Here is a 24,573-nt window from a genome sequence, read left to right as displayed (position 1 = left end):
AAGCGAATTATTTGCGACGCTGAAAATTCAGAGATCAAGCACCCAAGTCTGGCCGTTGGCCTCCGGCCCGAACATGTGATGTCTCTCCTCGGAGACAAGGCGGAAGCCGGCCTTGATATAGATGGCGCGGGCGGTCTCCAGCATGTCGTTGGTCCAGAGCGAAAGCTCGCGGTAGCCGTTCTGCCGGCAGAAGCGGATGCATTCGTCGACCAGCAGTTTGCCGAGGCCGAGGCCGCGGGCTGATTTGTCGACATAGAGCAGCCGCAACTTGGCGATGCCATCGCCGCCATTGGTGACGAGGACCGAGCCGACATTGACGCCGCCGCGTTCGGCAATCCAGCAATATTCCGTGGCGGGATCGAAATTGGCGAGGAATTTGCCGGCGACTTCGGCGACCAGCGCCTCGAAGCGCAGGTCCCAGCCATATTCCTCCGCATAGAAGCGGCCTTGGCTTTGAACGATCCAGCCGATGTCGCCGGCGCGGTGGGGGCGGATGACGGCGGGCGAGGGCTTCGCCGCCGGGTCGAGCAGCGCGCGGATCGTGTCCATGGCCGAGACGACCGCCTGCGGTTCGCCGGTGGCGAGAGCGTCGAAACGGGCGGCGATCTGCGCGTTGGCACGCCGGCCGAGTTCCTCGAATTCTCCGCGTCCCCGATTGGTGACAGTGATGATCTGGCTGCGCAGATCCGCCGGATCGGGACTGGTTTCGATCAGCCCTTCGGCGCGGAAGCGCTTGAGGATGCGGCTGAGGTAGGCCGGATCGAGATGCAGGTCACGGACGAGTGCGGTAGCGCTGATGCCGTCATGCGAGCCGATCTCGAAGAGGATGCGGGCATCCGTCAGCGTATAGGGCGAGTCGAGATAGGCCTTGTTCAGCAGGCCGAGGAAATTCGTGTAGAAGCGGTTGAAATCGCGGGCGGTTTCGATGAGGGCGGTATCGGACATGACGATCTCCAGGAAGAGACCTCGCCAGATTGTTGACAAGGCCCGCTCCTCGCTCGTCATCCTCCGCCTTGTGCCGAGGATCTGCTGCCCTATCGAACGGGGGCAGTTGCTCGGGACGAGCCCGAGGATGACGGAAGGAGGGTGGCCGGCATGCCAACGAACTGACAAAAGATCTCCGCATGAAGACATTTGTCATGTATTTAGTGGACTGAGTCAACTAAATACAGCTGTCATCAGGCAGCCTCTTCTGCCTCCACGTCCTGCTCGCCAAGTGCGAATTCGACGGCCGCTCGGGCATGGATCGTGGTGGTGTCGAAGCCCGGCAGCGGCAGGCGGTCTGGATCGAGGATCAGGCAGATCTCGGTGCAGCCGAGGATGATGCTGTCAGCGCCGTTTTCTACGGCGCGGTCGATGATATCGATCAGCTTTTCACGCGAACGGTCATGCACCCTGCCGGCGCAGAGTTCGTTGAAGATGATCTCGTGCACGGTGGTGCGGTCGGCAGCTTCCGGCACCACGATGTCGAGACCGAGGCTCGTCATCCGCTCGGCGTAGAAGCCGTGCTCCATCGTGTAGCGGGTGGCGAGAAGCAGAGGCCGCTTGCGGCCGGCGGCCTGCAGTGATTTCGCCGTCTCGTCGATGATATGGATCAGTGGCACGGAGACTCTGGCCGCGACTTCGTCGGCAATCAGGTGCATGGTGTTGGTGCAGATCAGGATGCAGCCGGCGCCGGCCGCCTGCAGGCGCTCCGCCACATCGCCGAGGCGGCGGGCGGCTCCCGCCCAGTCTCCGAGCTTCTGAAGAGCGACGATCTCCTCGAAATTGACCGAATGCAGGATGAGTTCGGCCGAGGCAAGGCCGCCTTTGCGGGCGCGCACCATCTCGTTGACAAGGCGATAGTAGACCGCCGAACTTTCGAAACTCATGCCGCCGATCAGACCGATCGTTTCCATCTCTTCATGCTCCCTTGCTTCGAGTTTCGAAAATGATGCCGCAATGCTGGCGCGAGGTGTTTGCGTTGTTTGTCCTGCGTGTATAATGTGTGCTATTATTTTGCGCGATTTTGAGTGGCGGCGCAAAATTAAGGCGGAAGGTTCACTTCTCACACATGCTGGATGATCGCGACAGACGTATTCTCGATATGCTGCAGAAGGATGCGGGCATCTCCGTGACTGACCTTGCCGAGCGCGTAGCGCTTTCGGTGTCGGCCTGCTCGCGGCGCATCCAGCGGCTGGAGGAAAGCGGCCATATCGCCCGGCGCATCGTCGTGCTCGACCGCGAAAGGATGGGCGTTCCGACGACGGTCTTCGCGCTGGTGAAGACCGCGCATCATTCCGATGAATGGACGGAGAGCTTCCGCCGGATCATCAGCGCCATTCCCGAGATCGTCGAGGCCCACCGGTTGACCGGCAATCACGATTACATCCTGAAGATTGTCCTGCCGCGCGTCGAGCATTACGACGTGATCTATAAGCAGATCGTGCGCAAGCTGGAACTCTTCGACGTCTCGGCGTCGATCTCCATGGAAGAATTGAAACATGGAATGGCGATACCCGTGGGTTACGCCCGGTGAATATCACTTGAAGAGGCGTGGTAGCATGAGCGATAGCGATATTCGTCCTTGCTCCGTTTTCGCTTCTCTGGGGCGGCTTTGCGACCTTCTGGGAAATCACTTCCATCAGCACGGAAACACCGGTTTTCGCGAACTTATGGGGCAGTCCATTCGTGCTCATGGGCCTCTACATCGTGGCGGGACGCTTTCTCGTTGATGCGGCGGTGCGGGCTCGGACGGAATACGTGTTGACCGACAGAAGCGGATCATTCGCAGAAGTGGGCTCTTTAGACATTTGTCCACAAATCAGCTCGAACTTTTACCGTCGATCAGTCTTGAAGACGGCGGCCGTGGCAGGGGCACGATCAAGTTCGGCGTGCCATCCAACAGGAGGATGAGCGGCTGGACATCCGGTCTCGCCAACGAACCCCAGCTTCTAGGGATCGACAATGCGCGATAAGTTTACAGTCTCCTGGAAAAAGCAAGGTCGGAATGCAGGAGCCGATAATCCTCGGCGCCATCGATAGCGATTAATTTATCTCGATACGGAACGTTTTTCCATATATTATGTTCACCTTTGGTTCAGGAGGAGGGGAGGATATTCCTCCTCTTGGAGGAAGAGGAGAACAGTCATGAGAAAGCTGGCAATCGTCACGTTAGGCTTGATCATGGGTGCCCCCGGTGTCACGCCGGCTCAGGCGTTTCCGGCTATCAACCCACCCAGGATCGAAGCACAGCAGCAGATAGAACAAGTGCAATGGCGTGGCCATGGCGGTCATTGGGGTGGTGGTTATCACGGAGGCGGGTATCACGGCCATCATCACAATGGATCAGGCTGGGGCTGGGCCCTGGGCGGTCTAGCCGTCGGCACCATCATCGGTGGCGCACTGGCGCAGCCCTATTACGGCTCGCCTTACGGCTATTATGGCTCGCCCTACGGCTACTACCGCCGGCCTTACGGTTATTACGGCGGCTACTATGGCAGGCCGTATCGGGCCTATGCGTCGTCCGCCTATTATGGAGGGGGCGGCGGCCACGAGAGCTGGTGCTATGCCCGTTATCGTTCGTACAGGGCGTACGACAACACCTTCCAGCCCTATCATGGGCCACGCCGTCAGTGCGTCGGTCCCTATTGATTGGCACTGACGCATCTGCGTTATGAACTGGTTCCAGGCCGCCCCATGTCTTGCAAGCCGTTGGGCGACCTTTTCGGCTGCGACCGGTGCAGGGGAGGCATTCCAAAACGGCAGTTGCAACCTTTGCGCCAAAGCCCACATTGGTTTTCAGCGAAATGGCGCAGAAGGGGCAGGGAATGAGCGATCATCACGTCGTCGTCGTCGGCGGCGGTTTCGGCGGCTTGCAACTCGTCAACGGGTTGAAGGATGCAGGCGTGAGGATCACGCTCGTCGACCGGCGCAACCACCATCTCTTCCAGCCGCTGCTCTATCAGGTGGCGACGACCATCCTCTCCACTTCCGAGATCGCCTGGCCGATCCGCCGCCTCTATGCCGACCGGCCCGACGTAACGGTGCTGCTCGGCGAGGTTACCGGCGTCGACAGTAGCACCAAGACGGTATCCCTCCGCAACGGCATGACTCTGGGTTACGACACACTCGTGCTGGCGACCGGGGCGACGCATGCCTATTTTGGCCATGACGAATGGGAGCCGGTGGCGCCCGGCCTGAAAACGCTGGAGGATGCGACGACGATCCGCCGGCGTGTGCTGCTCGCCTTCGAGAAGGCGGAGATGGAGGCCGATCCAGCCGTGCGCGACGCGCTGCTGACCTTCACCATAGTCGGCGCCGGGCCGACCGGTGTCGAGCTCGCCGGCATCATCGCAGAGCTTGCGCACATAACCCTGCCCAGGGAATTCCGCAATATCGACACGCGCAAGACCCGCGTCGTGCTTGTTGAGGCCGGTCCGCGGGTGCTACCGGCCTTCGCGGAGGAGCTTTCGGCCTATGCGCAAAGGGCGCTGGAGAAACTCGGCGTCGAGGTGCATCTCGGCAAGCCGGTCACCGAGTGCAGTGCCGATGGCGTCCGGATCGGCGAGACCTTCGTCGCCAGCCGCACCATCGTCTGGGCGGCCGGCGTCACCGCTTCGCCGGCAGCGCAGTGGCTCGACGTGCCGGCCGACCGGGCAGGACGCGCTGTCGTCGAAAAGGATTTAAGCGCCCCGGGCTTGCCCGACGTCTTCGTCATCGGCGACACCGCTTCGGTCATGCGCGAGGGCGGCAAGCCGGTGCCGGGTATTGCTCCCGCAGCCAAGCAGCAGGGCGGCTACGTCGCCAAGGTCATCCGCGCCCGCCTGTCCGGCAAGCCGGCGCCTGCGCCCTTCAAATATTGGCACCAGGGGAGCCTGGCGACGATCGGCCAGAGTGCCGCGATCATCGATTTCGGCCGGATCAAGCTGAAAGGCTGGATCGCTTGGTGGATCTGGGGCATCGCCCACATCTACTTCCTGATCGGCACCCGCTCGCGCTTCTCCGTCGCCTGGAGCTGGTTGTGGATTTACCTGAGCGGCCAGCACAGCGCGCGGCTGATCACGCAGAAGGAGACGATGCGGGAGGAGGGGTAGGCTCCTACTTCCGGTCGGCCGCAGAATAGTTAAGAAAGCGCGTGCCGTGTGGTACCCCTCTGTCCTGCCGGACATCTCCCCCACAAGGGTGGAGATCGGCTCACGGAGGGAATCTCTCAAGACAATCGATGATAAAACGAGCGGGTTCCCAGCCAATCTCCCGACCTGTGGGGGAGATGTCCGGCGGGGCAGAGGGAGCACACGCATACCCTCTCCTCAGTCATTCCTGTGCCTGTCACAGGAATCCATTCACGACGCGTCCGCGCTGTGAATGACTGAGATGCGGCATCGGGAAGGATCTCTTGCGTCCAAGGACTTGGGCGCGCTGGATCCTAGGGATGAGGGTGGGGAACGCCTGCACCGAATTCCTACCGGCGATGGATGAGGCTACGTAGAACCTTGACACATCTCCGCCCCCACCCTTAGCATCCCGCCCGCGTCTTCCCACCACCGGGGCTGCGCATCCAGCCGTAACAACGGACAGAGGTTCCAATGCGCCGAGTCACTTCTCACGAAAATCACATCCGAATTTCTGAGAAGTTGGTGGTTCATGCGCACTTTGAATCTGGGCATCCTCGCCCATGTGGATGCAGGCAAGACTAGCCTTACGGAAAGACTGCTTTTCAACGCCGGCGTCATCGACAAGCTCGGCAGCGTCGACACCGGCGATACACAAACGGACAGTCTCGAGCTCGAGCGGCAGCGGGGCATCACGATCCGGGCCGCAGTCGTGTCGTTTAGGATCGGCGACAGGATCGTCAATCTGATCGATACCCCCGGCCACCCGGATTTCATCGCCGAGGTCGAGCGGGTGCTGGGATTGCTGGATGCAGCTGTCGTCGTCGTCTCGGCGGTCGAAGGCGTGCAGGCGGAGACGCGCGTGCTGGTGCGGGCTCTGCGGCGGCTCGGTGTTCCCTTCGTTTTCTTCGTCAACAAGGTCGATCGTCTCGGTGCTAGATATTAGGAGGTGCTGGAGGCGCTTGCAGCGCAGCTGTCGGTCCGCCCGGTCGCGATGTCTTCGGTCGTCGCTGCCGGCAGCAAGCTTGCCCGGGTTGAGGCACTCGCTCCGAGAGATGAGCCGCTCTTTTCCGCGCTTTGCGAGGCGCTCGGGGAAAATGACGAGGCGCTGCTCGATGACTATGTGCTCCGTCCCGATCAGTTGACCGAGGAAAGGCTCGGGCGCTCTCTGGCCTATCAGGTGGCACGCGGCCTCCTCCATCCCGTCTTCGCGGGCGCCGCGATGACCGGCGTCGGTGTATCGGCCCTGGCTTCGGCCATTGCGACGGTCTTGCCCGCGCGGCACCCAGACCCGGAAGGTCCGGTCGCCGGCAAGATCTTCAAGATCGAGCGCGGCTGGGGCGGGGAAAAGCTCTGCTATCTCTGCCTCGCCTCGGGCACGGTCCGGCTTCGACAATATCTGGATCTGCCGAAAGGCCCGGAACGAGTGACCGCGATCCACCTGTTCGAGGAGGGACGGGTTCATGGCGCCGAGAGCCTCCGCGCCGGGCAGATCGCGCGCGTCAGCGGCTTGACCGGCGGGCGGATCGGTGATGCGGTGGCCGGCGATCGGCTTATAGGCAGGCAGCCTCACTTTGCACCGCCGACGCTCGAAACCCGCGTGCTTGCCCCCCGCCTTTCCGACAAGGCGGCGCTGTGGCTGGCGCTGAACCAGATGGCCGAGCAGGACCCGTTGATCAATCTGCGCCGCAACGAGGAGACGGACGAGGTCTTCGTTTCGCTCTATGGCGAGGTGCAGAAGGAGGTCATCCAATCAACGCTGCTGACGGATTTCGGCCTCGAGGCCAGCTTCGAGGAAAGCACTGTCCTCCTGGTCGAAAAGCCGGTGGGGATCGGCAGCGGCCTGCAGATCCTCTTCAAGGAGCCCAATCCGTTTCTCGCCACCGTCGGCCTGCGAGTCCAACCGCGTCCTCCCGGGGCGGGCAATAGCTTTGCGCTCGAGGTGGATGTCGGCCAGATGCCCGCGGCCTTCTATCGGGCGGTCGAGGAAACCGTGTTCGAGACGCTGAAGCAAGGGATTTTCGGCTGGCAGGTTATCGATTGCCACGTGGCGATGACGGCGGCACGGCACAGTTCGCCGGCAAGCACTGCCGCCGATTTCCGGCATCTGACGCCGTGGGTACTGGCGACGGCGCTATCGGAGGCGCAGACCGTCCTCTGCGAACCGGTCGACCGCTTTCATCTCGAAGCGCCGGCGGAAAGTTTGGGCGGCGTGCTGACCTTGCTTGCGAAATCGGCCGCGGCGATCACAGATTCGGTGATCGCCGATGGCGTCGCCCGGCTGGAAGGCACCATGGCGTCTCAGATGGTGCGGAGCATCCAGCAGCAATTGCCGGGGCTCACGAGCGGGGCGGGAACCATGGAGACCGCTTTCGATCATTACGCCCAGGCGGCCGGTCCGCCGCGCTTGGGCCGACGCTCGGGGCCTGATCCGTTCAACGGTGTCGAATATCTGCTGCGCCTGCGCGGGAGTATCTAAAGTCGCGCTCGGTCGGGGAACATGGGTCTTCCCCGGCTATTATCATTCCAGAGATCGGAGGCTTCCATGCCTGATATCGATACGTTTCTCGCCTTTTATGTCGCCGTTCTGGCCATTCAGTTGTCGCCCGGGCCCGACATGATGCTCGTCATCGGGCGAGGTGTCGGGCAGGGGCGGCGTACTGCTCTACTAAATGCAATCGGCATCACGCTCCTTGCCGGGGCGATCCAAATCTCGCTGCTGATCCTAGGCGTTGCCTCGTTGCTTCAAACCTCGCCGCTCGCTTTCGACATTCTGCGCTGGGCGGGTGCCGCCTATCTGGTCTGGCTGGGCGCCAAGCTGATTTGCCGGGCAGACCGGCATGGCGGCGGCGCGGGGGCGGCGGCGCAGTCAATCTCGACTGCGGCAGCGCTTCGCGAGGGCACGATCAACAATCTCACCAATCCGAAGGCGCTCGTCTTTCTCTTTGCCTTCCTTCCGCAATTCGTGAACCCTGAGAGCTCCTGGCCGGTGGCCGTGCAGCTTCTTGTTCTCGGGACGGTGACGAAGCTTTCGAACTTCGTCATCCTCAGCTCCGTCGCAGTCGGCGCGGGCACGCTCGGGGGCTGGCTCTCTCGCCGTCCGATGCTGATCGCATGGCAGGAGAGGTTCGCCGGGATCGTTATGATCCTCCTCGGTCTCCGGCTCGCATTTTCCGGAGATGCCCGAGCGGCCCGGTAGCAGTCATCTTCCGAAAGGCAAAACAGCCGCCGAAGTGTAGCTTTCTACGATTTCGGCGGCTGCCGGCATGTCACATCGGCGCAGCTCTTTCGAGCCGCCTCTTGTTTCTTCAGGCCGCCAGCGAGGCGATGTCGATGACGAAGCGGTAGCGGACGTCGCTTTTCAGGACGCGCTCATAGGCTTCGTTGACCTGGTCGATGTTGATCTTCTCGATCTCGGAGACGATGTTGTGCTCGCCGCAGAAATCGAGCATTTCCTGGGTTTCCTTGATCGAGCCGATCATCGAGCCGGAGATGCTCTTGCGGCCCGGAATGATCGAGAAGGCATGCACCGGGATCGGATTCTCAGGCGCGCCGACGACAACGAAGGAACCGTCCACCTTCAAGAGGCCGAGATAGGCGTTCCAGTCGATCTCGGCGCTGACGGTGCAGATGATGAGATCGAACGTGGCGGCGAGCTTGGTGAAGGTTTCCGGGTCGTTGGTGGCGTAATATTCCTTGGCGCCGAGCTTTAGCCCGTCTTCCTTCTTGGAAAGGCTCTGGGAGAGAACAGTGATATCCGCGCCCATAGCCGAGCCCAGCTTGACGCCCATGTGGCCGAGGCCGCCCATGCCGACGATCGCGACCTTCTTGCCGGGACCGGCATTCCAGTGACGCAGCGGCGAATAGAGCGTGATGCCGGCGCAGAGCAGCGGCGCGGAGGCGTCGAGTGGAAGGTTGTCAGGGATGGACATGACGTAGCCCTCCTTGACGACGATCGAGTCGGAATAGCCACCTTGGGTGCGTGTCTTGCCGTCGGCTTCGAAGTCATTATAGGTGCCGCTGAGACCAGGCATGTACTGTTCGCGATCGAGGTCGCGCTCGGCGCAGCCGATGCAGGAATCGACGAAGCAGCCGACGCCGACGCGGTCGCCGACCTTGAACTTGGTGACAGCGGAGCCGACGGCGGAAACGATGCCGGCGATCTCATGGCCGGGAACGATCGGATAGACGGCGTTCTTCCACTCGTTGCGGACGGTGTGGATGTCTGAATGGCAGATACCGGCAAACTTGATGTCGATGACGACATCATCTGGCCTGGGGTCGCGGCGCTCGAAGGTGAAAGGCGTCAGCGGCTTGGAAGCGTCGGTGGCGGCGTAGCCTCTTGCAATAGGCATGGGAACCTTCCTTTTCGTTTGGGGAGGGGTTGAGCGGGATGGCGGACTATTGCCCGGAACGGCGGAAGAGGGTTAGAGCGATCCTCTCAGCTTTTTGCACGATCCTGCAAAAGTGAGGCCCCCATCTGTTTGCGAAACGACCGAGGCACTCTAGATAGAGACGGTATCGCCGGCTCAGACAGTTGACAGAAAGAGTTGCCGCATGACTTTACCCTTCAGCCCCTATCAGGAAATCGTCGACATCGCGATGCGCTTTGCGCCCGGCGACGGCGAGTTCTCGACTGCCATCGGCAATCTTCATGTCAGCCGCCGGTCCAAGCCGAGCGATCCCTTGCACAGCAGTTATCGGCCCTGTTTCGCCTTCGTGCTGCAGGGCGCCAAGAGCCTGCAGCTTGGGACGGAGCAGATCAGCTACGGGACCGGCGATTATCTCCTGACCTCGCTCGACCTGCCGGTCGCCTGGCGGGTCACGGAGGCGAGCCCGGAGGTTCCGCATCTCTGTTTGGGGCTGGCAATCGATTGCGAGAAACTGCTGGAGTTGCTCAGCCGCATCGACGTTCCGCGCCCGGCCGCCCATACCGATGGGCAGCGCGGGATGGTGGTGAACGTCGCGCCGCCGGAGCTCATGGATGCCGCCGTCCGCTTGCTGCGCTTGCTCGATCGTCCAGGCGATATTCCCGCCATGGCGCCGCTGATCGAGCAGGAAATCCTTTATCGGGTGCTGACCGGGCCGCACGGCGCGCGGCTGATCAACATCGCGACGGCAGACAGCCACAGCAACCGGATCGCGCGCGCTGTTGCCTGGCTGAAGGAGAATTTCGCACGGCCGCTACGCATCGAAGACCTTGCCGAGCGCGTCAATATGAGCGTGTCGTCCTTCCATCACCATTTCAAGTCGGTGACGGCGATGACGCCCGTCCAGTACCAGAAGCAGCTTCGCCTGCACGAGGCGCGCCGGCTGATGCTCGTCGAGCGGCTGGACGCGGGCACTGCCGGCCACCGCGTCGGTTATCAGAGCCCGTCGCAATTCAGCCGCGAATATAGCCGCCTCTACGGCGCGTCGCCGGCCCGCGATGTCGACGCCGTGCGCGAGATCATCGCGGCGGAATAGTGCTGAGGGCGCCGGCGTCGGCGCGGCTGCCGGCCAGCCATTAAAGGATGTTTGACCTTTCCCGGCTAGGCTGGCGCCATCAAACAAGCAGGCACCGCCCTCCGCATGACGCAAGCACCGTTACTTTCCATCGTCGCGCCTTGTCATAACGAGGAAGAGGGGTTGCGCGAATTCTGCCGCCGCGCCGCCGCCGCTGCGCAGAGCGTCGCCGGCGACGCCTTCGAGCTCATTCTCGTCGATGACGGCTCGTCGGACGGCACCTGGGAGATCATTTCGGATCTGGCGGCAAAAGTGCCGCAGGTGCTCGGCGTCCGTCTCCTGCGCAATCATGGCCACCAACTGGCGTCGACGGCCGGTCTTTCGGCGTCGCGGGGCGAGCGCGTGCTTTTGATCGACGCCGATCTTCAGGACCCGCCCGAGCTGCTGTTGATGATGATGCCGATCATGGAGCGCGGCGCCGATGTCGTCTACGGCCAGCGTACGCGCCGCGAGGGCGAAACCTGGTTCAAGCTCGCTTCCGCGTCGCTTTTCTATAGCGCTCTCTCCAGGGTCGCTTCGGTGACTATTCCGCGCGATACCGGCGATTTCCGGCTGATGCGCCGGCGGGTCGTCGATATCCTGCTGGCGATGCCGGAGCGCGATCGGTTCATCCGCGGCATGGTCAGCTGGATCGGCGGCAGGCAGGTCGCTCTCCCCTATGAGCGTGACGCCCGCTTTGCCGGCACGACGAAATATCCGCTGCGCAAGATGATCAACTTCGCGCTCGATGCGATCACCAGCTTTTCAACCACGCCGCTGCGTATCGCCACCTGGCTCGGCATGATCAGCGCCGGTGTCGCGATGGCCTTGCTCGTCTTTACCTTCGTGCGCTGGCTGCAGGGCGAGACGGTCACCGGTTGGTCGTCGATCATGGCCGCCGTCAGCACCTTCAGCGCCATTCAGCTGATCTGCATCGGCATCATCGGCGAATATCTCGGCCGCCTCGTGCAGGAGAGCAAGAAGCGGCCGATGTTCATGATCGAAACGATCCTGCGCGGTGGCGAACAGGCCGAACTGCCGACCGCTTTCTCGGAAATGAGCGCCGACGATAAGCGCTCCGCGCTGGATGCGGCCTTTGCCTCGAGCCAACCGCGTACGAAAATGAACAGCCGGACCAAATGATGGACCGGATTGCTGCACCTGTTCATGCGGCGGGCGGGCCTGAGGATGTGACCGCCAGGCAGGATTCCACGGTTGCGATCATTGCTTTCGTTGTTTTGGTCGCGGCCCTCATTGCACTGTTCCGCTTTCCGCCAGCGCTCGATTACGCCAATCATTATGCCCGCATCTGGCTCCTTTCAGGCGGCATTCGCGAGCAGCCGTTTCCCGAGATCTACGCGCTCGATTGGAAGCGCACCTTCACCAATGTCGGGATCGATCTTCTGGCGACCTGGCTAGGGCCGTTTGTCGGCGCAGACAGGCTGGCGCGGGCCTTGCTTTTCCTGGCGATCGTGCTGCCGCCGCTTGGAGCGATCAGTCTGCATCGGGCGCTGTTCGGCGGCCGGCACTATTGGCAGATCGCCATGCTGTCGCTTGGCTGGTGCGCCACGATGATCGGCGGCTTCATCAACTTCCAGATCGGCCTCGGCATGGCCCTGTTCTTCGCCTGCGCCGACCTCCGGCTGCAGCGCCGCAACCCCGCCCTGCTGTTTGGCTGGCGGCTTGCCGCCGCGCTGCTCTTGACGGTGATGCACATTTTCGCGCTCGGCTTCTATATGGCTGTTGTCTGCGGCCTCGAATTTTCCTGGCGCTTCGACGTCCTGCGATCGAAGGCGTGGCTGACCAGGCTCGCCGGCCGTTTGGCGCTGGCGATCGGCGCCTGCGCTCTGCCGCCGCTCGCGCTCTATCTGCGCACCGCCGCTTTGCCGAATGCCGGCGGCGATGGCCTTGGCCTGGTCTGGAACGATGGCGTCATCCCGGTCATCATGAACCTGCTTTCCGCCATCACCACCTATGTCCCGGTCGTGGATGTCCTGCTGGTTCTGCCGCTGATCCTCATCTGCACGCGCGCTATACGCGCCGGCGACATCCGCATGCATGCGGGCCTTGCCGTTGCCGCCTGCGGGCTCCTGCTTCTCTCCTGCGTCGCCCCGCTCCACATGCTCGGCACCGGCTGGATCAGCTGGCGCTTTCCTATTATGGCGGCGCTCGTCGCCATGGCGATGGTGAGCCCCTTCGCCAATCTGAAGCGCCGTCAGGCGCTGTTGCTGGCGCTTGTCGTCAATCTCGCAGTTTTCGGCCGGACCGGCTGGATCGGCTGGAACTGGTGGCTGGCGCAAAAAGACGTCGCTGCCGTCGAGGCCGTGCTCAAAAAGGTATCGGCCGGCGCGGCCGTCCTGCCCCTGGGACACGAGCCTGAGATCGTCGGCGATTTTGCCCACTCCAACCGGCATTTTGCCTGGGGGCTGGACACCTTCCGGCACCTGCCGACTCTCGCCGTGCCCTTCTCGCATGCTTTCGTGCCGACACTGTTCACGGCCAAAGGCAAGCAGCCGCTCACCGTTCTGCCGCCCTGGTCGGAGATCGCGGTTCCCGAGGGCAATCTCGTGTCGATCGGCGTGCTTTCCTGCCCTGAGATGATGCAGGTTTACAAAGCCTATGCGCCTTATCTCTCTGACTGGCGCAGGCGTTTCGATTTCATCCTCGTCGCCAATGGTGATATTCCCGACCGTTATGTCGGCGACTTGATGCCGGCCGGCCTGACGCTGATCGAGAATGCCGGCTTCGCGAAGCTCTACGCGATCGACAAGGCGGCGCCGGCAGAACCTCCCTCCGCTCCCGCCGGTTGCGCGGCGGCCCTATGAACCGCTGCTTGCCCGGAGATCGAGCGCTAGCTGTCGCGCCTGGCGGGCCGTGTCCTCATCGCAGATCAGCACATTGCCCAGACCGGACAGCAGCACGGCTGCGATAGCCTGCGCCTTGTTCAGGCCGCCAGAGGCGAAGATGACGTTCGGAATGGCGCGAAGGGCTTCGAGTTCGGGGGCGATCGCGCATCTGTTGATCGCATGTTCGATCGGCCGCCCTGTCTTGTCGACGAATTGGCCGAGAACATCGCCGCAGGCGCCGGCTGCGACCAGCTCCTCGATATTGATGTTGCTCGGCAGGCCGTAGCGCATCAGCAGCGAGCGTTCGGTCATGTCGCCGATGCTGAGCACGATGACGTCATTGGCCTCGATTTGGCGAAACGCCGTTTCAAAAACGTCCTGGTTGATGATCGCGGTGCGCGACTCCGGGCTGCCGGCATAGATCGGCGCTGCCAGATAGGCGCATTCGGCAGTGAGCTGGCGGGCGAGATCGCTCGCAATGTCGAACGTATTGATCTCGATGCCATGCGTCAGCCCGCCCATGACCGAATTGACGCAGAGATCAGGCCTTCTCAGCGACGGCATGTGACGCACCATTTCGCGAAGCGTCGCTCCCCAGCCGACACCGACGCCGCGGATGTTGCCGCCGTTCAGCAATTGCACGAGATAATCGGCTGCCGCCTGGCCGAGCAGGACGGGGATGAGTTCCGCATCCTCCGGCGTCGGAACAATGATTGCGCGATTGAGCGAGAACTCCGCCGCCAGCTGCTGCTCCAGGGCGACGCAGGACGTCAGCCGGGAATTGAGCGTGATCGTCACGAGGCCGGAGCGGCGCGCCTCGGCGATGATCTTGTTGACGCGAAGCCGGTTGGTCGACAGCGCTTCGGCAATCTCGCCCTGCGTCCGTCCCTCCATGTAATAGAGCCAGACGACGCGCACCTGCATCTGCTCGTCGGGCAGCGCTACGGGCGCAAGAGAAGCACTTCTGTTCTGTGACATGTGATAAACTGCGCCTCCGCTTCGACGCCATGGATCTCAAATCCCCGGCGCTTGTCAATCGCGGGGACCGGAAGTCAACCGGGTCAATCGGTTCGCCGCCCCGTCGCCCGGTTGAAGGGATGCAGATCATCCCGTTGCACATGACAGGAAATGCGCTCGCCCTCCTGCAGGTGCCGATCGGTGGGGACGCTCACCACGATGCGCCTATCGCTGCCGTCGATGCGCAGATGCACGTTGTTCTCGTCGCCGACGGTCTCGATCAATTCGACGTGCGCGTCGAACCGGAGATCGTGCGCCGATCCGACGCCGAGATCGACCGCACCCGGCCTGATGCCGATGAGATCCGTATCCCTCGGCAGCGGGAGGTCACAGGGGCCGAGCTCATCGAGTTCAATCAGGTTCATCGGCGGAGAACCGATGAAGCCGGCAACGAAGACGGTTTCGGGGCGGCGATAGACCTCGATCGGCGTGCCGATCTGCTCGATCCGGCCGCCGTTCATGACGACCAGCCGGTCGGCCAGCGTCATGGCTTCGAGCTGGTCGTGCGTGACGTAGAGGCTCGTCGTCTTCAGCTGCCGCTGCAGCCTGCGGATTTCGACGCGCATCTGCACGCGAAGCTTGGCATCGAGATTGGACAAGGGCTCGTCGAACAGGAAGGCGGCGGGATCGCGAACGATGGCGCGGCCCATGGCGACGCGCTGTCGCTGGCCGCCGGAAAGCTGGCGCGGGCGCCGCTCCAGGAATTCGCCGATCTCCAGAATGCCGGCGGCGTTGGCGATCCGCCGGTCGATCTCGCCGCGCGGCACGCGGCGATTCTTAAGGCCGTATTCGAGATTTTGGCGAACCGTCATGTGGGGATAGAGCGCGTAATTCTGGAAGACCATGGCGATGTTGCGATCGGCCGGATCTACATGGCCGACGTCGTTTCCAGCGATCCTCAAGTGCCCGGAACTTATGGCTTCAAGGCCGGCAATCATCCGTAGCAAGGTCGATTTCCCGCATCCCGAAGGCCCGATCAGCACGATCATTTCGCCGTCGGCGACGCTGAGATTGATCCCCTTTACCGCGGGAACCGCTCCGTAATTCTTCTTCAGATCGATCAGTTCGATCGCTGCCATCGCATCCTCCTTCGCCGTCGTCATACATTTGTAACACGCTATTGACATTTGTAACAAGTGACCCCAACCTTGTTTTATCGCCACTCTGGGAGGGGTTGACCGGCGCAGACGCCTCGGTCGGCGAACAACGGCAATGGAGAGGAAAACGAAATGATGAGAAAGTCTTCGATAGGCGCCCGTTTGCGGCGGACGATCCGCTCGTTCGCGGCGGGTGCAGCACTGGTGACGTTCGGATTGGCAGCTGCGGGTGACGCCAGCGCAGCCGATCGCGTCAAGGTCGAATGGTGGAACGCGGCAGGCGGGCGTCTTGCCGAGATCACCAACAAGCTGATTGCGGATTTCAACGCCTCGCAAGACAAATACGAGGTCGTCGGCATCGGCAAAGGTAATTACGAAGAAACGATGGCGGCGATGGTGGCCGCCTACCGCGTCCACCAGCAGCCGGTCCTGATCCAGGCCGCCGAGCGGGGTTTCCTGACCATGTACAATTCCGGCGCCATCATTCCGGTGCCGGAGTTGATGGAGAAGGAAGGCTACAAGATCGACTGGAACGATTTCGTTGCGCCGGTCGCGGGCTTCTATCTGGTCGACGGCAAGCCGGCGGCGATGCCCTTCAACAGCTCGACGCCGATCTTCTGGTACAATGCCGATCACTTCAAGGCAGCCGGTTTCGACAAGCCGGGCGAGACCTGGCAGGAGCTCGACAAGCAGCTGCGCGCCATCAAGGAGAAGGGCGTTTCGAAGTGCCAGATGGCGCTTGCGAACGACTTTTACTGGAGCCTGATCGAGAATTACGCGGCGATCCAGGACCAGCCTTACGGCACCAAGGCGAATGGCTTCGGCGGCCTGGACACCGAATTCATCTTCAACAAGAGCCCGCTGGTGGTCGGCCAGGTAACGCGCCTCAAGACATGGCTTGACGCCGGCATCCTGCAGATCGCCGGGCAGGGCCTCTCGCCCGACCAGCTCTTCACCTCGGGCACCTGCTCGACCTATGTGGCTTCCACCGCGGCGCATGCTGCCGTCGAAAGCGGTGCGAAATTCAATTGGAGCGCAACCTTCCTGCCGCATGAGGAAGGCATCGAGCCGAAGAACAGCACCATCGGCGGCGGCGCGCTCTGGGTCCTGAAAGGCAAGTCGGAGGAAGAATATGCCGGTGCTGCCGCCTTTCTGAACTTCCTCGCCTCGCCTAAGACGCAGGTCTGGTGGAGCAAGCAGACTGGCTATGTGCCGGTGACGAACGCCGCCTATGAAAAGGCCAAGTCCGAGGGCTATTTCAAGGATCACCCGACCCGCGAAATCGCCATTCTCCAGCTCACGCGCGGCATGCCGACCGACAATTCGCGCGGTTTCCGCTTCGGCAATCACAATCAATCGATGGCGCTTCTGGTGGAAGAGATCCAGGGCGTCTGGACCGGTCAGAAGACCCCGCAGCAGGCGCTGGATGCAGCGGCGGCCCGCGGAAACCAGATCCTTCGCCAGTATGAGCAGCTTCATGCAGCAAAGTAGAACCATGGGAAAGATGGAAGGCGCTGTCCGGCGCCTTCGCATCCCGGATCTTCTGTCGAGGGGCCGCTCCATCGGGCGGCCTGCGGAGGCCGGGTTGAAGTCCGCCCATTTCGAGAGGCCGTGGCTTGCCTTCGGTCTGGTCGCGCCGCAGCTGCTGATCCTGCTATTCTTCTTTTTCATCCCCTCCTACAAGGCGCTGTCGCTGGCCTTCGTTCAGGTCGATCCCTTCGGCGGCACCGAGATTTTCGTCGGGCTCGAAAACTTCTACAATCTCTTCGCCAGCCCGGAATATCGCAGCAGCGCGCTCTTCACGCTCTGGTTCACCGTTGCACAGAACGCCGCAACGCTTCTGCTTGCGGGACTCTTTGCCTTCGCGACCGATTTCGTGATCAGGGGCAGAGGGATCTACAAGAGCATCATCCTGCTTCCCTATGCGATCGCGCCTGTCATATCGGGCGTGATCTGGGCCTTCCTGTTCAATCCGGCGGTGGGGCCGATCGCGCAGCTTCTGCACGGGTTCGGCTTCGAATGGGATCCGAACCGGCGGCCTTTGGATGCGCAGCTTCTGGTGACGATCGCCTCTGTCTGGAAGAATGTCTGCTACGACTACATCTTTCTCGTCGCCGCATTGCTGGCCGTGCCTGCCTCGCTGCTGGAGGCGGCAAAGCTCGACGGCGCAAGGCCCGTGCGGCGCTTCTTCACCATTTCGCTTCCCTTGATCTCGCCAACGATCTTCTTCCTCGTGGTGATGAACTTCGTCTACGGCCTGTTCGAAACCTTCGGCATCATCGACGCGGTTACCCGCGGCGGTCCGGCCGGGGCGACGAACAGCCTGGTCTACAAGGTCTATCAGGACGGTTTCGTGCAGCTCGACCTCGGCTCGTCGGCCGCGCAATCCGTGTTGCTGATGCTGATCGCCATCCTGTTCACCATCGTTCAATTTCGCGCGCTCGAGCGCAAGGTCAATTACCAGGTGTAGCCATGCCCGAACGCCATCTCGGTCTTTCGATCTTCTGCCACGCCGTATTGCTGATCGGCGCGGTCTTCGTCTGCCTGCCGCTCTATTTCGCCTTCGTCGCCGGCTCGCTTACCTTGCAGGAGGTTCAGCAGGCGCCGTTCCCGGTCTTGCCGGGCTCGCATTTCTTCGAAAACCTGGCTGCCGCCTGGCAGCAGGGCGAGTTCTCCCAGCTGTTCCTGAATTCGATCATCGTCACCGCCGGCATCGTCGTCGGCAAGCTGGCGATCTCGCTGATCGCCGCATTCGGCGTCACCTATTTCCGTTTTCCCTTCCGCATGATGGCGTTCTGGCTGATCTTCGTGTCGCTGATGCTTCCGGTCGAGGTCCGCATCATCCCGACCTATGAGGCGGTCGCCGATGCCGCCGGGCCGATCCGCTGGCTGGCCGGCACGATCGGTCTTTCCGATGTGGTCGAACGGCTGACGGGGTACAGCATCGAAGCCTCGTTGAAGTGGAACATGGTCAACAGCTATGCCGGCCTGATCCTGCCGCTGATCGCCTCCGCCTCGGCAACCTTCCTGTTCCGGCAGTTCTTCCTCACAGTTCCAGACGAGCTTTGCGAGGCGGCCAAGCTCGACGGCGCCGGCCCGCTGAAATTCTTCAAAGATATCCTGCTGCCGCTGTCGAGTGCCAATATCGCGGCGCTGTCGATCATCCTGTTTATCTATGGCTGGAACCAGTATTTGTGGCCGCTGCTCTTCACCACCGACAAGGAGATGGGGACGGCGGTCCTCGGGCTGAAGCAGCTCGTTCCGGTCTCCGATTCCACGCCTGCCTGGAACATTGCGATGAGCGCTGCGCTGCTCGTCATGCTGCCGCCTGCGGCCGTCATTCTCTTCATGCAACGCTGGTTCACCAAGGGGCTGGTGGACTCCGGAAAGTAACGCGAAACATCTCAAGGATATTCAGACGATGGTGCATATCATCGGCCACCGCGGTGGCCGCAATCTCTGGCCTGAAAACAGTCTTTCGGGCTTTCGAAAACTTGCACAGATGCCGGTCGACGGCGTGGAATTCGACATCCACCTGACGCAGTCTGGCGAAATGCTCGTCATTCACGACCCGACGCTCGAACGCACCACGGATGCACAGGGGCCGGTCGCCGATCTGGGAACCGGAAAACATCGTGAAATCCGCCTCAAGGACAGCGACGGAGAGGCGATCCCGACGCTGGAAGAGGTGCTTGCCGTCTTCAAGGATACGTCGCTCGAGCTTCATATCGAACTGAAGAACCACGCCGATGGGACGCCTTACGAGGGGCTAACCGCTAGGGCATTTGCCGCCGTCGAGCGGCTTGGTCTTGCTGAGTGCGCGATCCTGACGAGCTTTCATCCCGACGTGCTTGCCGATATTCGCAAGGCTGCTCCCGGAATTCGCACCCTGTCGTCCTTCGACGCCAAGTCGGCCGAAGGTCTCGGCCTTGCGAGCGGCCTCAACCTGATGAAGCAATGCTCGGATATCATCGCCGTCGAGAAGTCGCTGCTTCAGGCGCAGTGGGACGAGATTACCCGGCTTGTGCCGCTCGACCGGCTTGGCGCCTGGGTTCCGAACGATATGAGTGATCTCGAATACTGGCTTGCCAAACCGATCCGTCAGATCACCACGGACCGGCCGGATCTCGCCTTGCAGGCGCGGAGGTGAGGGATGCTCGATAGCCGCATCGACCCTCCCGGCACGCGAGCCATTGACAGCATCGACCTCGTGATCTTCGATTGCGATGGCGTGCTGATCGACAGCGAGCCGATCGCCAGCCGTACGCTCGCGGAAACGCTGCAAGGCGCCGGCATTGCGATCAGCGCGGCGGAGGCCCATGTCAAATTCACCGGCAATTCGGAAAGCGTCATCGCTGAGATGTGCCGGCGCGAATACGGCATCGCTGATGTCGCCGCGCTGTTCGAGCAGTGGCATCGTCATCTGTTCGAGGAGTTCGCCCGTTCGCTGACGCCGATTGCTGGCATTGCCGAGGTTGTCAACAGCCTCGACCGTCCGAAATGCGTCGCCTCGAACAGCACGATGCAGCGATTGCGCAACAGCCTGGGCAAGCTCGATCTCTGGAGCGCCTTCGAGGAGGGCGTGTTCAGCGCCGAAGCCGTCTCGCGTCCGAAACCGGCGCCCGACCTGCTGCTGCATTGCGCCGAGCGTTTTCGGGCCCGCCCGGGCAAATGCGTCATGATCGACGACAGCGTCCATGGCGTGGCGGCGGCAATTGCCGCAGGCATGACGGCCATCGGTTTCGTCGATCCGGCCGATCCGAGGCCCGGCCGCCGTGCGGTGCTCGATGCCGCCGGAGCGGCCGCCGTCGCGACAGGTGCAAGGGAACTCACCGTCATTCTCGAGAATGTCGGAGGAGGGCTGTGACGGCGTCTGGCCAGCGTGTTGGCCTCCTTGCCATGGCGCCGCGACTGCGTAATGTCAGCCTCCCTGGAGGCGATCTTTCCAGGCACAGAGTTCCAAATCCGGCTGCCGATCAACCCGATCGCAGGCGATCTGAAGCGAGAGACCATGAGCGACACATTCCACACCCCGGAAGCGGATGCCAGATATGTCATCGGCGTCGATGTCGGCACCGGCAGCGCCCGCGCCGGCCTGTTTGATATGGCCGGCAGCATGCTTGCCTCCGCCAAGCGCAATATCAGCCTGTTTCATGAAGCCGGTTCTATTGTCGAACAATCGAGCGGCGAGATTTGGCGTGCCGTTTGCGCGGCCGTGCGCGAGGCGGTTGCCGCCGCCGGTGTCGATCCGGCTTCGGTGGTCGGGCTCGGCTTCGACGCCACCTGCTCGCTCGTCGTCCTCGGCGAAGGCGGCAAGCCGCTGCCCATCGGACCTTCGGAAGATCCGGACCGGGACATCATCGTGTGGATGGACCACCGAGCCGTCCCGCAGGCGGAGCGCATCAATGGGTTCGGGCATGATGTGCTGCGCTATGTCGGCGGCCGCATTTCGCCCGAGATGGAAACGCCCAAGCTTCTCTGGCTCAGGGAAAACCGGCCCCAGGTGTTCGACGCCGCCTGGCAATTCTTCGATCTTGCGGATTTCCTGACCTGGCGGGCGACCGGCGACCTCTCGCGTTCGACCTGCACCGTCACCTGCAAGTGGACCTATCTCGCCCATGAAAAGCGCTGGGAAAGCAGCTATTTCCATCAGATCGGCCTCGGCGTGCTGGCAGACGAAGGTTTTGCCCGCATCGGCACGTCGATCGTCGAGCCGGGTTCGGCGCTTGGCCAGGGACTGACGGCTGCAGCGGCGGAAGAGCTCGGCTTGGTGCCGGGAACGGCCGTCGCGGCTGGGCTGATCGATGCCCATGCCGGCGGCGTCGGCACCGTCGGCGCGGATCCGCAGGCCAATCTTGCCTATGTTTTCGGGACGTCCTCCTGCACGATGACGTCGACGGCGGAACCGTCTTTCGTTTCCGGCGTCTGGGGACCTTACTATTCGGCGATGGTGCCGGGCCTCTGGCTGAACGAGGGTGGTCAAAGTGCCGCCGGCGCGGCGATCGACCATCTCCTCTCCTTCCATCCGGCCGCCGGCGAGGCCAGGGAGCTTGCGACGAGCGCGAGCACAACGCTGCCGGTCCTGCTTGCCGACATGGCCGCCGGCAAGGCGGGCCGTGCCTCCAATGCCGTCAAGCTGGCGGCCGGGCTGCATGTCGTTCCCGAGTTCCTCGGCAACCGAGCGCCCTTTGCCGATCCGCATGCCCGGGCTGTTATCGCCGGTCTCGGCATGGAGCGGGATCTCGACAGCCTGGTCTCGCTCTACATCGCCGGGCTTTGCGGCATCGGCTACGGCCTCAGGCAGATCATCGAAACGCAGGCCGAGGCGGGCGTCAGCGTCGAAAACATCGTCATCAGCGGCGGCGCCGGCCAGCACGATTTCGTCCGCCAGGTGCTTGCCGATGCGAGCGGCAAGCCGGTGGTCGCCACGAAGGCTGAAGAGCCGGTGCTGCTCGGCGCGGCCATTCTCGGGGCCGTCGCCGGCCGCCAATTTGCCGATGTGCGCGCGGCGATGGGCGAACTCACCAGGGTGGAAAAACGCTTTCAGTCGTCTGAGGGCGAGATTTCCGATCTCCACCGCAAGCGTTACGAAGCCTTCAAGGAGCTGCAGACGCTGGCGCGCAAGCTTCGCAGCGATGGCTGACATGGCTGCAGAGACTAATTGTTGATGGCGATGATCGCCCAATGGCTCTCGTCGCAGGCGTTGTCGTCGCAGACCGCGCCCATCCAGACGGCGCCGTTTGCGAGCATGACGCCCTCGCTGCTGACGAAGAGATCCTGATATTGCTGGCGCCCGACGGCGCGGCGGGTTTCCGGCGTCACCAGATCGTCGAAATCCTCGATGAAATCCTCGGCGTTCTCGACATCATAGGTCTCGCCGTTCGCCTTCACGGTCAGCGGATATTCGGCAAGGCCGGCAATGGTCTCGGCGTCGCCGGAGCGCATCGCCACAACGAGCTGGCGCAGCGGCCGATCGAGGCCCGCGGCATCGCCGTGCAATTGCTCGATGCGGTCATAGACCTCACTATCCGACTGCGCGACGGCGCGGTCGGCGAAGGACGCCGTTGCCAGGAGCATCGCTCCGGCCAGGAGAAGGGCAGCAGATAGACGCGACATGAAAGGCTCCCGGCAAATGACGTTCGACAGCATTATGCAATCGCCATCAGTGTCCGCCTATCCAATTCTGGTGCCGGGCCCGGCTTTCCCGTATAAAAATCTGCCGGGCCCGGCTTGACGGCCCGATCGCTTTGCCGCATAAAGCTCGCGAACCGTACCGTACGGTACGTACATGGGAGCCGTAACCGTGTCTGTCGATACTGCAGAGCCGAGCGAATTTTCGCCGCGCCAGAACGCCGTTCTGGAGCAGGCGCTTCGGTTGCTCGTCGATGGCGGCGAGAAGGCGCTGACGACCTCGGGGGTGGCGCGCGCCGCCAATTGCTCCAAGGAAAGCCTCTACAAGTGGTTCGGCGACCGCGACGGTCTGCTCTCGGCGATGATCGCCTATCAGGCGAGCAAGGTGCGGACCTTCGAGCGCAACGGCGAGCGGTTGACGGCGGCGAGCCTGCACGACCATGTCGTCATCTTCGCGCGCGACCTGCTCGAGGTGCTGGCCGGTGACGTCTCGCTGGCGCTGAACCGACTGGCTATCGGCCAGTCTCATCGCGACGGCTCGAAGCTCGGCAAGTTGTTGCTCGAGCGCGGCCGCCGCCAGATCGACCGGCGCGCCATGGCGCTGATCGATGCCGGAAAGAGGGCAGGACTCCTGCGCTTTGCCGATGCCGACGAGGCCTATCATACACTTTACGGCCTTGTCGTCTCCGATCTGCATGTGCGCATGCTGCTCGGCGAGCCCGGCCTCAAGGATACCGCGCGCCAGGCGGAGAAGGCGGTGACCGCCTTCCTTCGGCTCTACGGCACGGAAAAGGTACTGGCGGAGATGCCGGCTCTCGGCTGATCTCGCCTTAATGACAGTCAACAGGACAAGCACAAGGGAAGGAACTTCAAATGCGCGTCTATTACGATCGTGATGCCGATCTCAACCTCATCAAGGCCAAGAAGGTCGCCGTCATCGGCTACGGCTCGCAGGGCCGCGCCCATGCGCTGAACCTCAAGGACAGCGGCGCCCAGAACCTCGTCATCGCTCTCAAGGCCGGTTCGCCGACCGTCAAGAAGGCCGAAGCCGACGGCTTCAAGGTCATGACGGTTGCCGAAGCTGCCGGCTGGGCCGACCTGATGATGATGGCGACCCCGGACGAGTTGCAGGCCGACATCTACAAGGCCGACATCGCTGCGAACATTCGTGACGGCGCAGCCATCGCCTTCGCTCACGGCCTCAACGTTCATTTCGGCCTGATCGAGCCGAAGGCGTCGGTCGACGTCGTCATGATCGCGCCGAAGGGCCCGGGCCACACGGTTCGCGGCGAATACCAGAAGGGCGGCGGCGTTCCCTGCCTCGTTGCCGTTCACCAGAACGCTTCCGGCAATGCGCTTGAACTCGCTCTCTCCTACGCCTGCGGCGTCGGCGGCGGCCGTTCTGGCATCATCGAAACCAACTTCCGCGAAGAGTGCGAAACCGACCTCTTCGGCGAGCAGGTCGTTCTCTGCGGCGGTCTCGTCGAGCTCATCCGCGCCGGTTTCGAAACGCTCACAGAAGCCGGTTACGCGCCGGAAATGGCCTATTTCGAATGCCTGCACGAAGTGAAGCTGATCGTCGACCTGATCTATGAAGGCGGCATCGCCAACATGAACTACTCGATCTCCAACACGGCCGAGTGGGGCGAATACGTCACGGGCCCGCGCATCATCACCGAAGAAACCAAGGCCGAGATGAAGCGCGTCCTCAAGGACATCCAGACCGGCAAGTTCACCTCCGAGTGGATGCAGGAATACCGTTCCGGTGCGGCCCGCTTCAAGGGCATCCGCCGCAACAACGACAGCCACCAGATCGAGGAAGTCGGCGCCAAGCTGCGCGGCATGATGCCCTGGATCGGCAAGAACAAGCTGGTCGACAAGAGCGTGAACTAAGCGATTTCGGAC

21 protein-coding genes and 1 pseudogene are annotated in these 24,573 nt (G+C 62.4%); 16 read left to right on the top strand and 6 right to left on the bottom strand.

Translation table 11 applies throughout. From position 1 onward, the window contains the following. Positions 1–27 precede the first annotated feature (27 nt). Both J2J99_RS14550 and J2J99_RS14545 read right to left on the bottom strand, forming a co-directional pair. The gene (locus tag J2J99_RS14550; protein WP_168301809.1) at positions 28–945 is read right to left on the bottom strand and encodes a bifunctional helix-turn-helix transcriptional regulator/GNAT family N-acetyltransferase; all 918 of its coding nucleotides are present in this window, start codon (positions 943–945) and stop codon (positions 28–30) included. A 233-nt stretch (positions 946–1,178) separates the two neighbouring features. Continuing rightward, positions 1,179–1,898, bottom strand: coding sequence for an aspartate/glutamate racemase family protein (locus tag J2J99_RS14545; RefSeq protein ID WP_168301808.1), 720 nt, complete (start codon positions 1,896–1,898; stop codon positions 1,179–1,181). Positions 1,899–2,053: 155 nt separating this feature from the next. On the opposite strand from J2J99_RS14545, the gene J2J99_RS14540 reads away from it, so the two are divergent. The 5 genes and pseudogenes from J2J99_RS14540 (at position 2,054) to J2J99_RS14520 (ending at position 8,292) form a co-directional block, all read left to right on the top strand. Next, the gene (locus J2J99_RS14540) at positions 2,054–2,518 is read left to right on the top strand and encodes an Lrp/AsnC family transcriptional regulator (protein WP_168301807.1); all 465 of its coding nucleotides are present in this window, start codon (positions 2,054–2,056) and stop codon (positions 2,516–2,518) included. A gap of 611 nt (positions 2,519–3,129) precedes the next feature. Beyond that, a complete protein-coding gene (locus J2J99_RS14535) occupies positions 3,130–3,633 on the top strand; it encodes a BA14K family protein (protein WP_168301806.1) in 504 nt (167 codons plus the stop codon). 176 nt (positions 3,634–3,809) lie between these two features. Next, positions 3,810–5,075 carry an NAD(P)/FAD-dependent oxidoreductase gene (locus J2J99_RS14530; RefSeq protein WP_168301805.1) on the top strand — a complete coding sequence of 422 codons (1,266 nt, stop codon included), beginning with the start codon at positions 3,810–3,812 and terminating at the stop codon, positions 5,073–5,075. Between the two features lie 550 nt (positions 5,076–5,625). Further along, positions 5,626–7,572 (top strand): annotated as a pseudogene (locus J2J99_RS14525) (GTP-binding protein). A 66-nt stretch (positions 7,573–7,638) separates the two neighbouring features. Further along, complete coding sequence (locus tag J2J99_RS14520) at positions 7,639–8,292, top strand: LysE family translocator (RefSeq protein ID WP_168299957.1); 654 nt, start codon at positions 7,639–7,641, stop codon at positions 8,290–8,292. Positions 8,293–8,401: 109 nt separating this feature from the next. Here the strand turns inward: J2J99_RS14520 and J2J99_RS14515 are convergent, their stop codons facing one another. Further along, a complete protein-coding gene (locus J2J99_RS14515; RefSeq protein WP_168299974.1) occupies positions 8,402–9,448 on the bottom strand; it encodes an NAD(P)-dependent alcohol dehydrogenase in 1,047 nt (348 codons plus the stop codon). Positions 9,449–9,650: 202 nt separating this feature from the next. Here J2J99_RS14515 and J2J99_RS14510 point away from each other — a divergent pair, with 202 nt between their 5' ends. The 3 genes from J2J99_RS14510 to J2J99_RS14500 all read left to right on the top strand — a co-directional run bounded on the left by J2J99_RS14510 (position 9,651) and on the right by J2J99_RS14500 (position 13,402). Then, entirely contained in the window at positions 9,651–10,559 is a 909-nt protein-coding gene (locus J2J99_RS14510) for an AraC family transcriptional regulator (protein ID WP_168299989.1), read from the top strand. A gap of 105 nt (positions 10,560–10,664) precedes the next feature. Continuing rightward, positions 10,665–11,720 carry a glycosyltransferase family 2 protein gene (locus J2J99_RS14505; RefSeq protein WP_168299991.1) on the top strand — a complete coding sequence of 352 codons (1,056 nt, stop codon included), beginning with the start codon at positions 10,665–10,667 and terminating at the stop codon, positions 11,718–11,720. Next, positions 11,720–13,402 (top strand): hypothetical protein, encoded by a 1,683-nt coding sequence (locus tag J2J99_RS14500; RefSeq protein ID WP_168300322.1) that lies wholly within the window; start codon positions 11,720–11,722, stop codon positions 13,400–13,402. The genes J2J99_RS14505 and J2J99_RS14500 overlap by 1 nt, the downstream gene beginning before the upstream one ends. On the opposite strand, the gene J2J99_RS14495 is transcribed toward J2J99_RS14500, so the two are convergent. Then, positions 13,397–14,401 carry a sugar-binding transcriptional regulator gene (locus J2J99_RS14495; RefSeq protein ID WP_168300006.1) on the bottom strand — a complete coding sequence of 335 codons (1,005 nt, stop codon included), beginning with the start codon at positions 14,399–14,401 and terminating at the stop codon, positions 13,397–13,399. The genes J2J99_RS14500 and J2J99_RS14495 overlap by 6 nt on opposite strands. Before the next feature lie 83 nt (positions 14,402–14,484). Beyond that, positions 14,485–15,519 (bottom strand): sn-glycerol-3-phosphate import ATP-binding protein UgpC, encoded by a 1,035-nt coding sequence (locus J2J99_RS14490; protein ID WP_168300020.1) that lies wholly within the window; start codon positions 15,517–15,519, stop codon positions 14,485–14,487. A gap of 150 nt (positions 15,520–15,669) precedes the next feature. On the opposite strand from J2J99_RS14490, the gene J2J99_RS14485 reads away from it, so the two are divergent. From J2J99_RS14485 to J2J99_RS14460, 6 genes are all read left to right on the top strand, one after another. Beyond that, positions 15,670–17,028 (top strand): extracellular solute-binding protein, encoded by a 1,359-nt coding sequence (locus tag J2J99_RS14485; RefSeq protein ID WP_168300022.1) that lies wholly within the window; start codon positions 15,670–15,672, stop codon positions 17,026–17,028. Between the two features lie 13 nt (positions 17,029–17,041). Further along, on the top strand, positions 17,042–18,007 hold the full coding sequence (locus J2J99_RS14480) for an ABC transporter permease subunit (protein ID WP_205919067.1): 966 nt from the start codon (positions 17,042–17,044) through the stop codon (positions 18,005–18,007). 2 nt (positions 18,008–18,009) lie between these two features. After that, positions 18,010–18,930: an ABC transporter permease subunit gene (locus J2J99_RS14475; RefSeq protein WP_168300033.1), complete on the top strand. Its 921-nt coding sequence runs from the start codon at positions 18,010–18,012 to the stop codon at positions 18,928–18,930. 28 nt (positions 18,931–18,958) lie between these two features. Next, positions 18,959–19,687, top strand: coding sequence for a glycerophosphodiester phosphodiesterase family protein (locus tag J2J99_RS14470; protein WP_168300046.1), 729 nt, complete (start codon positions 18,959–18,961; stop codon positions 19,685–19,687). Positions 19,688–19,690: 3 nt separating this feature from the next. Beyond that, positions 19,691–20,404 (top strand): HAD family hydrolase, encoded by a 714-nt coding sequence (locus tag J2J99_RS14465; protein WP_168300047.1) that lies wholly within the window; start codon positions 19,691–19,693, stop codon positions 20,402–20,404. Between the two features lie 144 nt (positions 20,405–20,548). After that, the gene (locus J2J99_RS14460; RefSeq protein ID WP_168300325.1) at positions 20,549–22,180 is read left to right on the top strand and encodes an FGGY-family carbohydrate kinase; all 1,632 of its coding nucleotides are present in this window, start codon (positions 20,549–20,551) and stop codon (positions 22,178–22,180) included. A 14-nt stretch (positions 22,181–22,194) separates the two neighbouring features. Here J2J99_RS14460 and J2J99_RS14455 read toward each other — a convergent pair whose 3' ends face one another. Beyond that, positions 22,195–22,653: a hypothetical protein gene (locus J2J99_RS14455; RefSeq protein ID WP_168300048.1), complete on the bottom strand. Its 459-nt coding sequence runs from the start codon at positions 22,651–22,653 to the stop codon at positions 22,195–22,197. Between the two features lie 172 nt (positions 22,654–22,825). Between J2J99_RS14455 and J2J99_RS14450 the strand changes: the two genes are divergently transcribed. Both J2J99_RS14450 and ilvC read left to right on the top strand, forming a co-directional pair. After that, positions 22,826–23,491 (top strand): TetR/AcrR family transcriptional regulator, encoded by a 666-nt coding sequence (locus tag J2J99_RS14450; RefSeq protein WP_038689891.1) that lies wholly within the window; start codon positions 22,826–22,828, stop codon positions 23,489–23,491. Between the two features lie 50 nt (positions 23,492–23,541). Then, positions 23,542–24,561, top strand: a complete 1,020-nt coding sequence (gene ilvC, locus J2J99_RS14445) for a ketol-acid reductoisomerase (RefSeq protein WP_025416570.1) — start codon at positions 23,542–23,544, stop codon at positions 24,559–24,561. The last annotated feature ends 12 nt before the right edge of the window (positions 24,562–24,573 follow it).

This window comes from Rhizobium binae, assembly GCF_017357225.1.
GTDB classification, from domain to species: domain Bacteria; phylum Pseudomonadota; class Alphaproteobacteria; order Rhizobiales; family Rhizobiaceae; genus Rhizobium; species Rhizobium binae.
The sequence above is the reverse complement of the archived record's forward strand: the minus strand, read 5'-3'. Positions and strand labels throughout refer to the sequence as shown.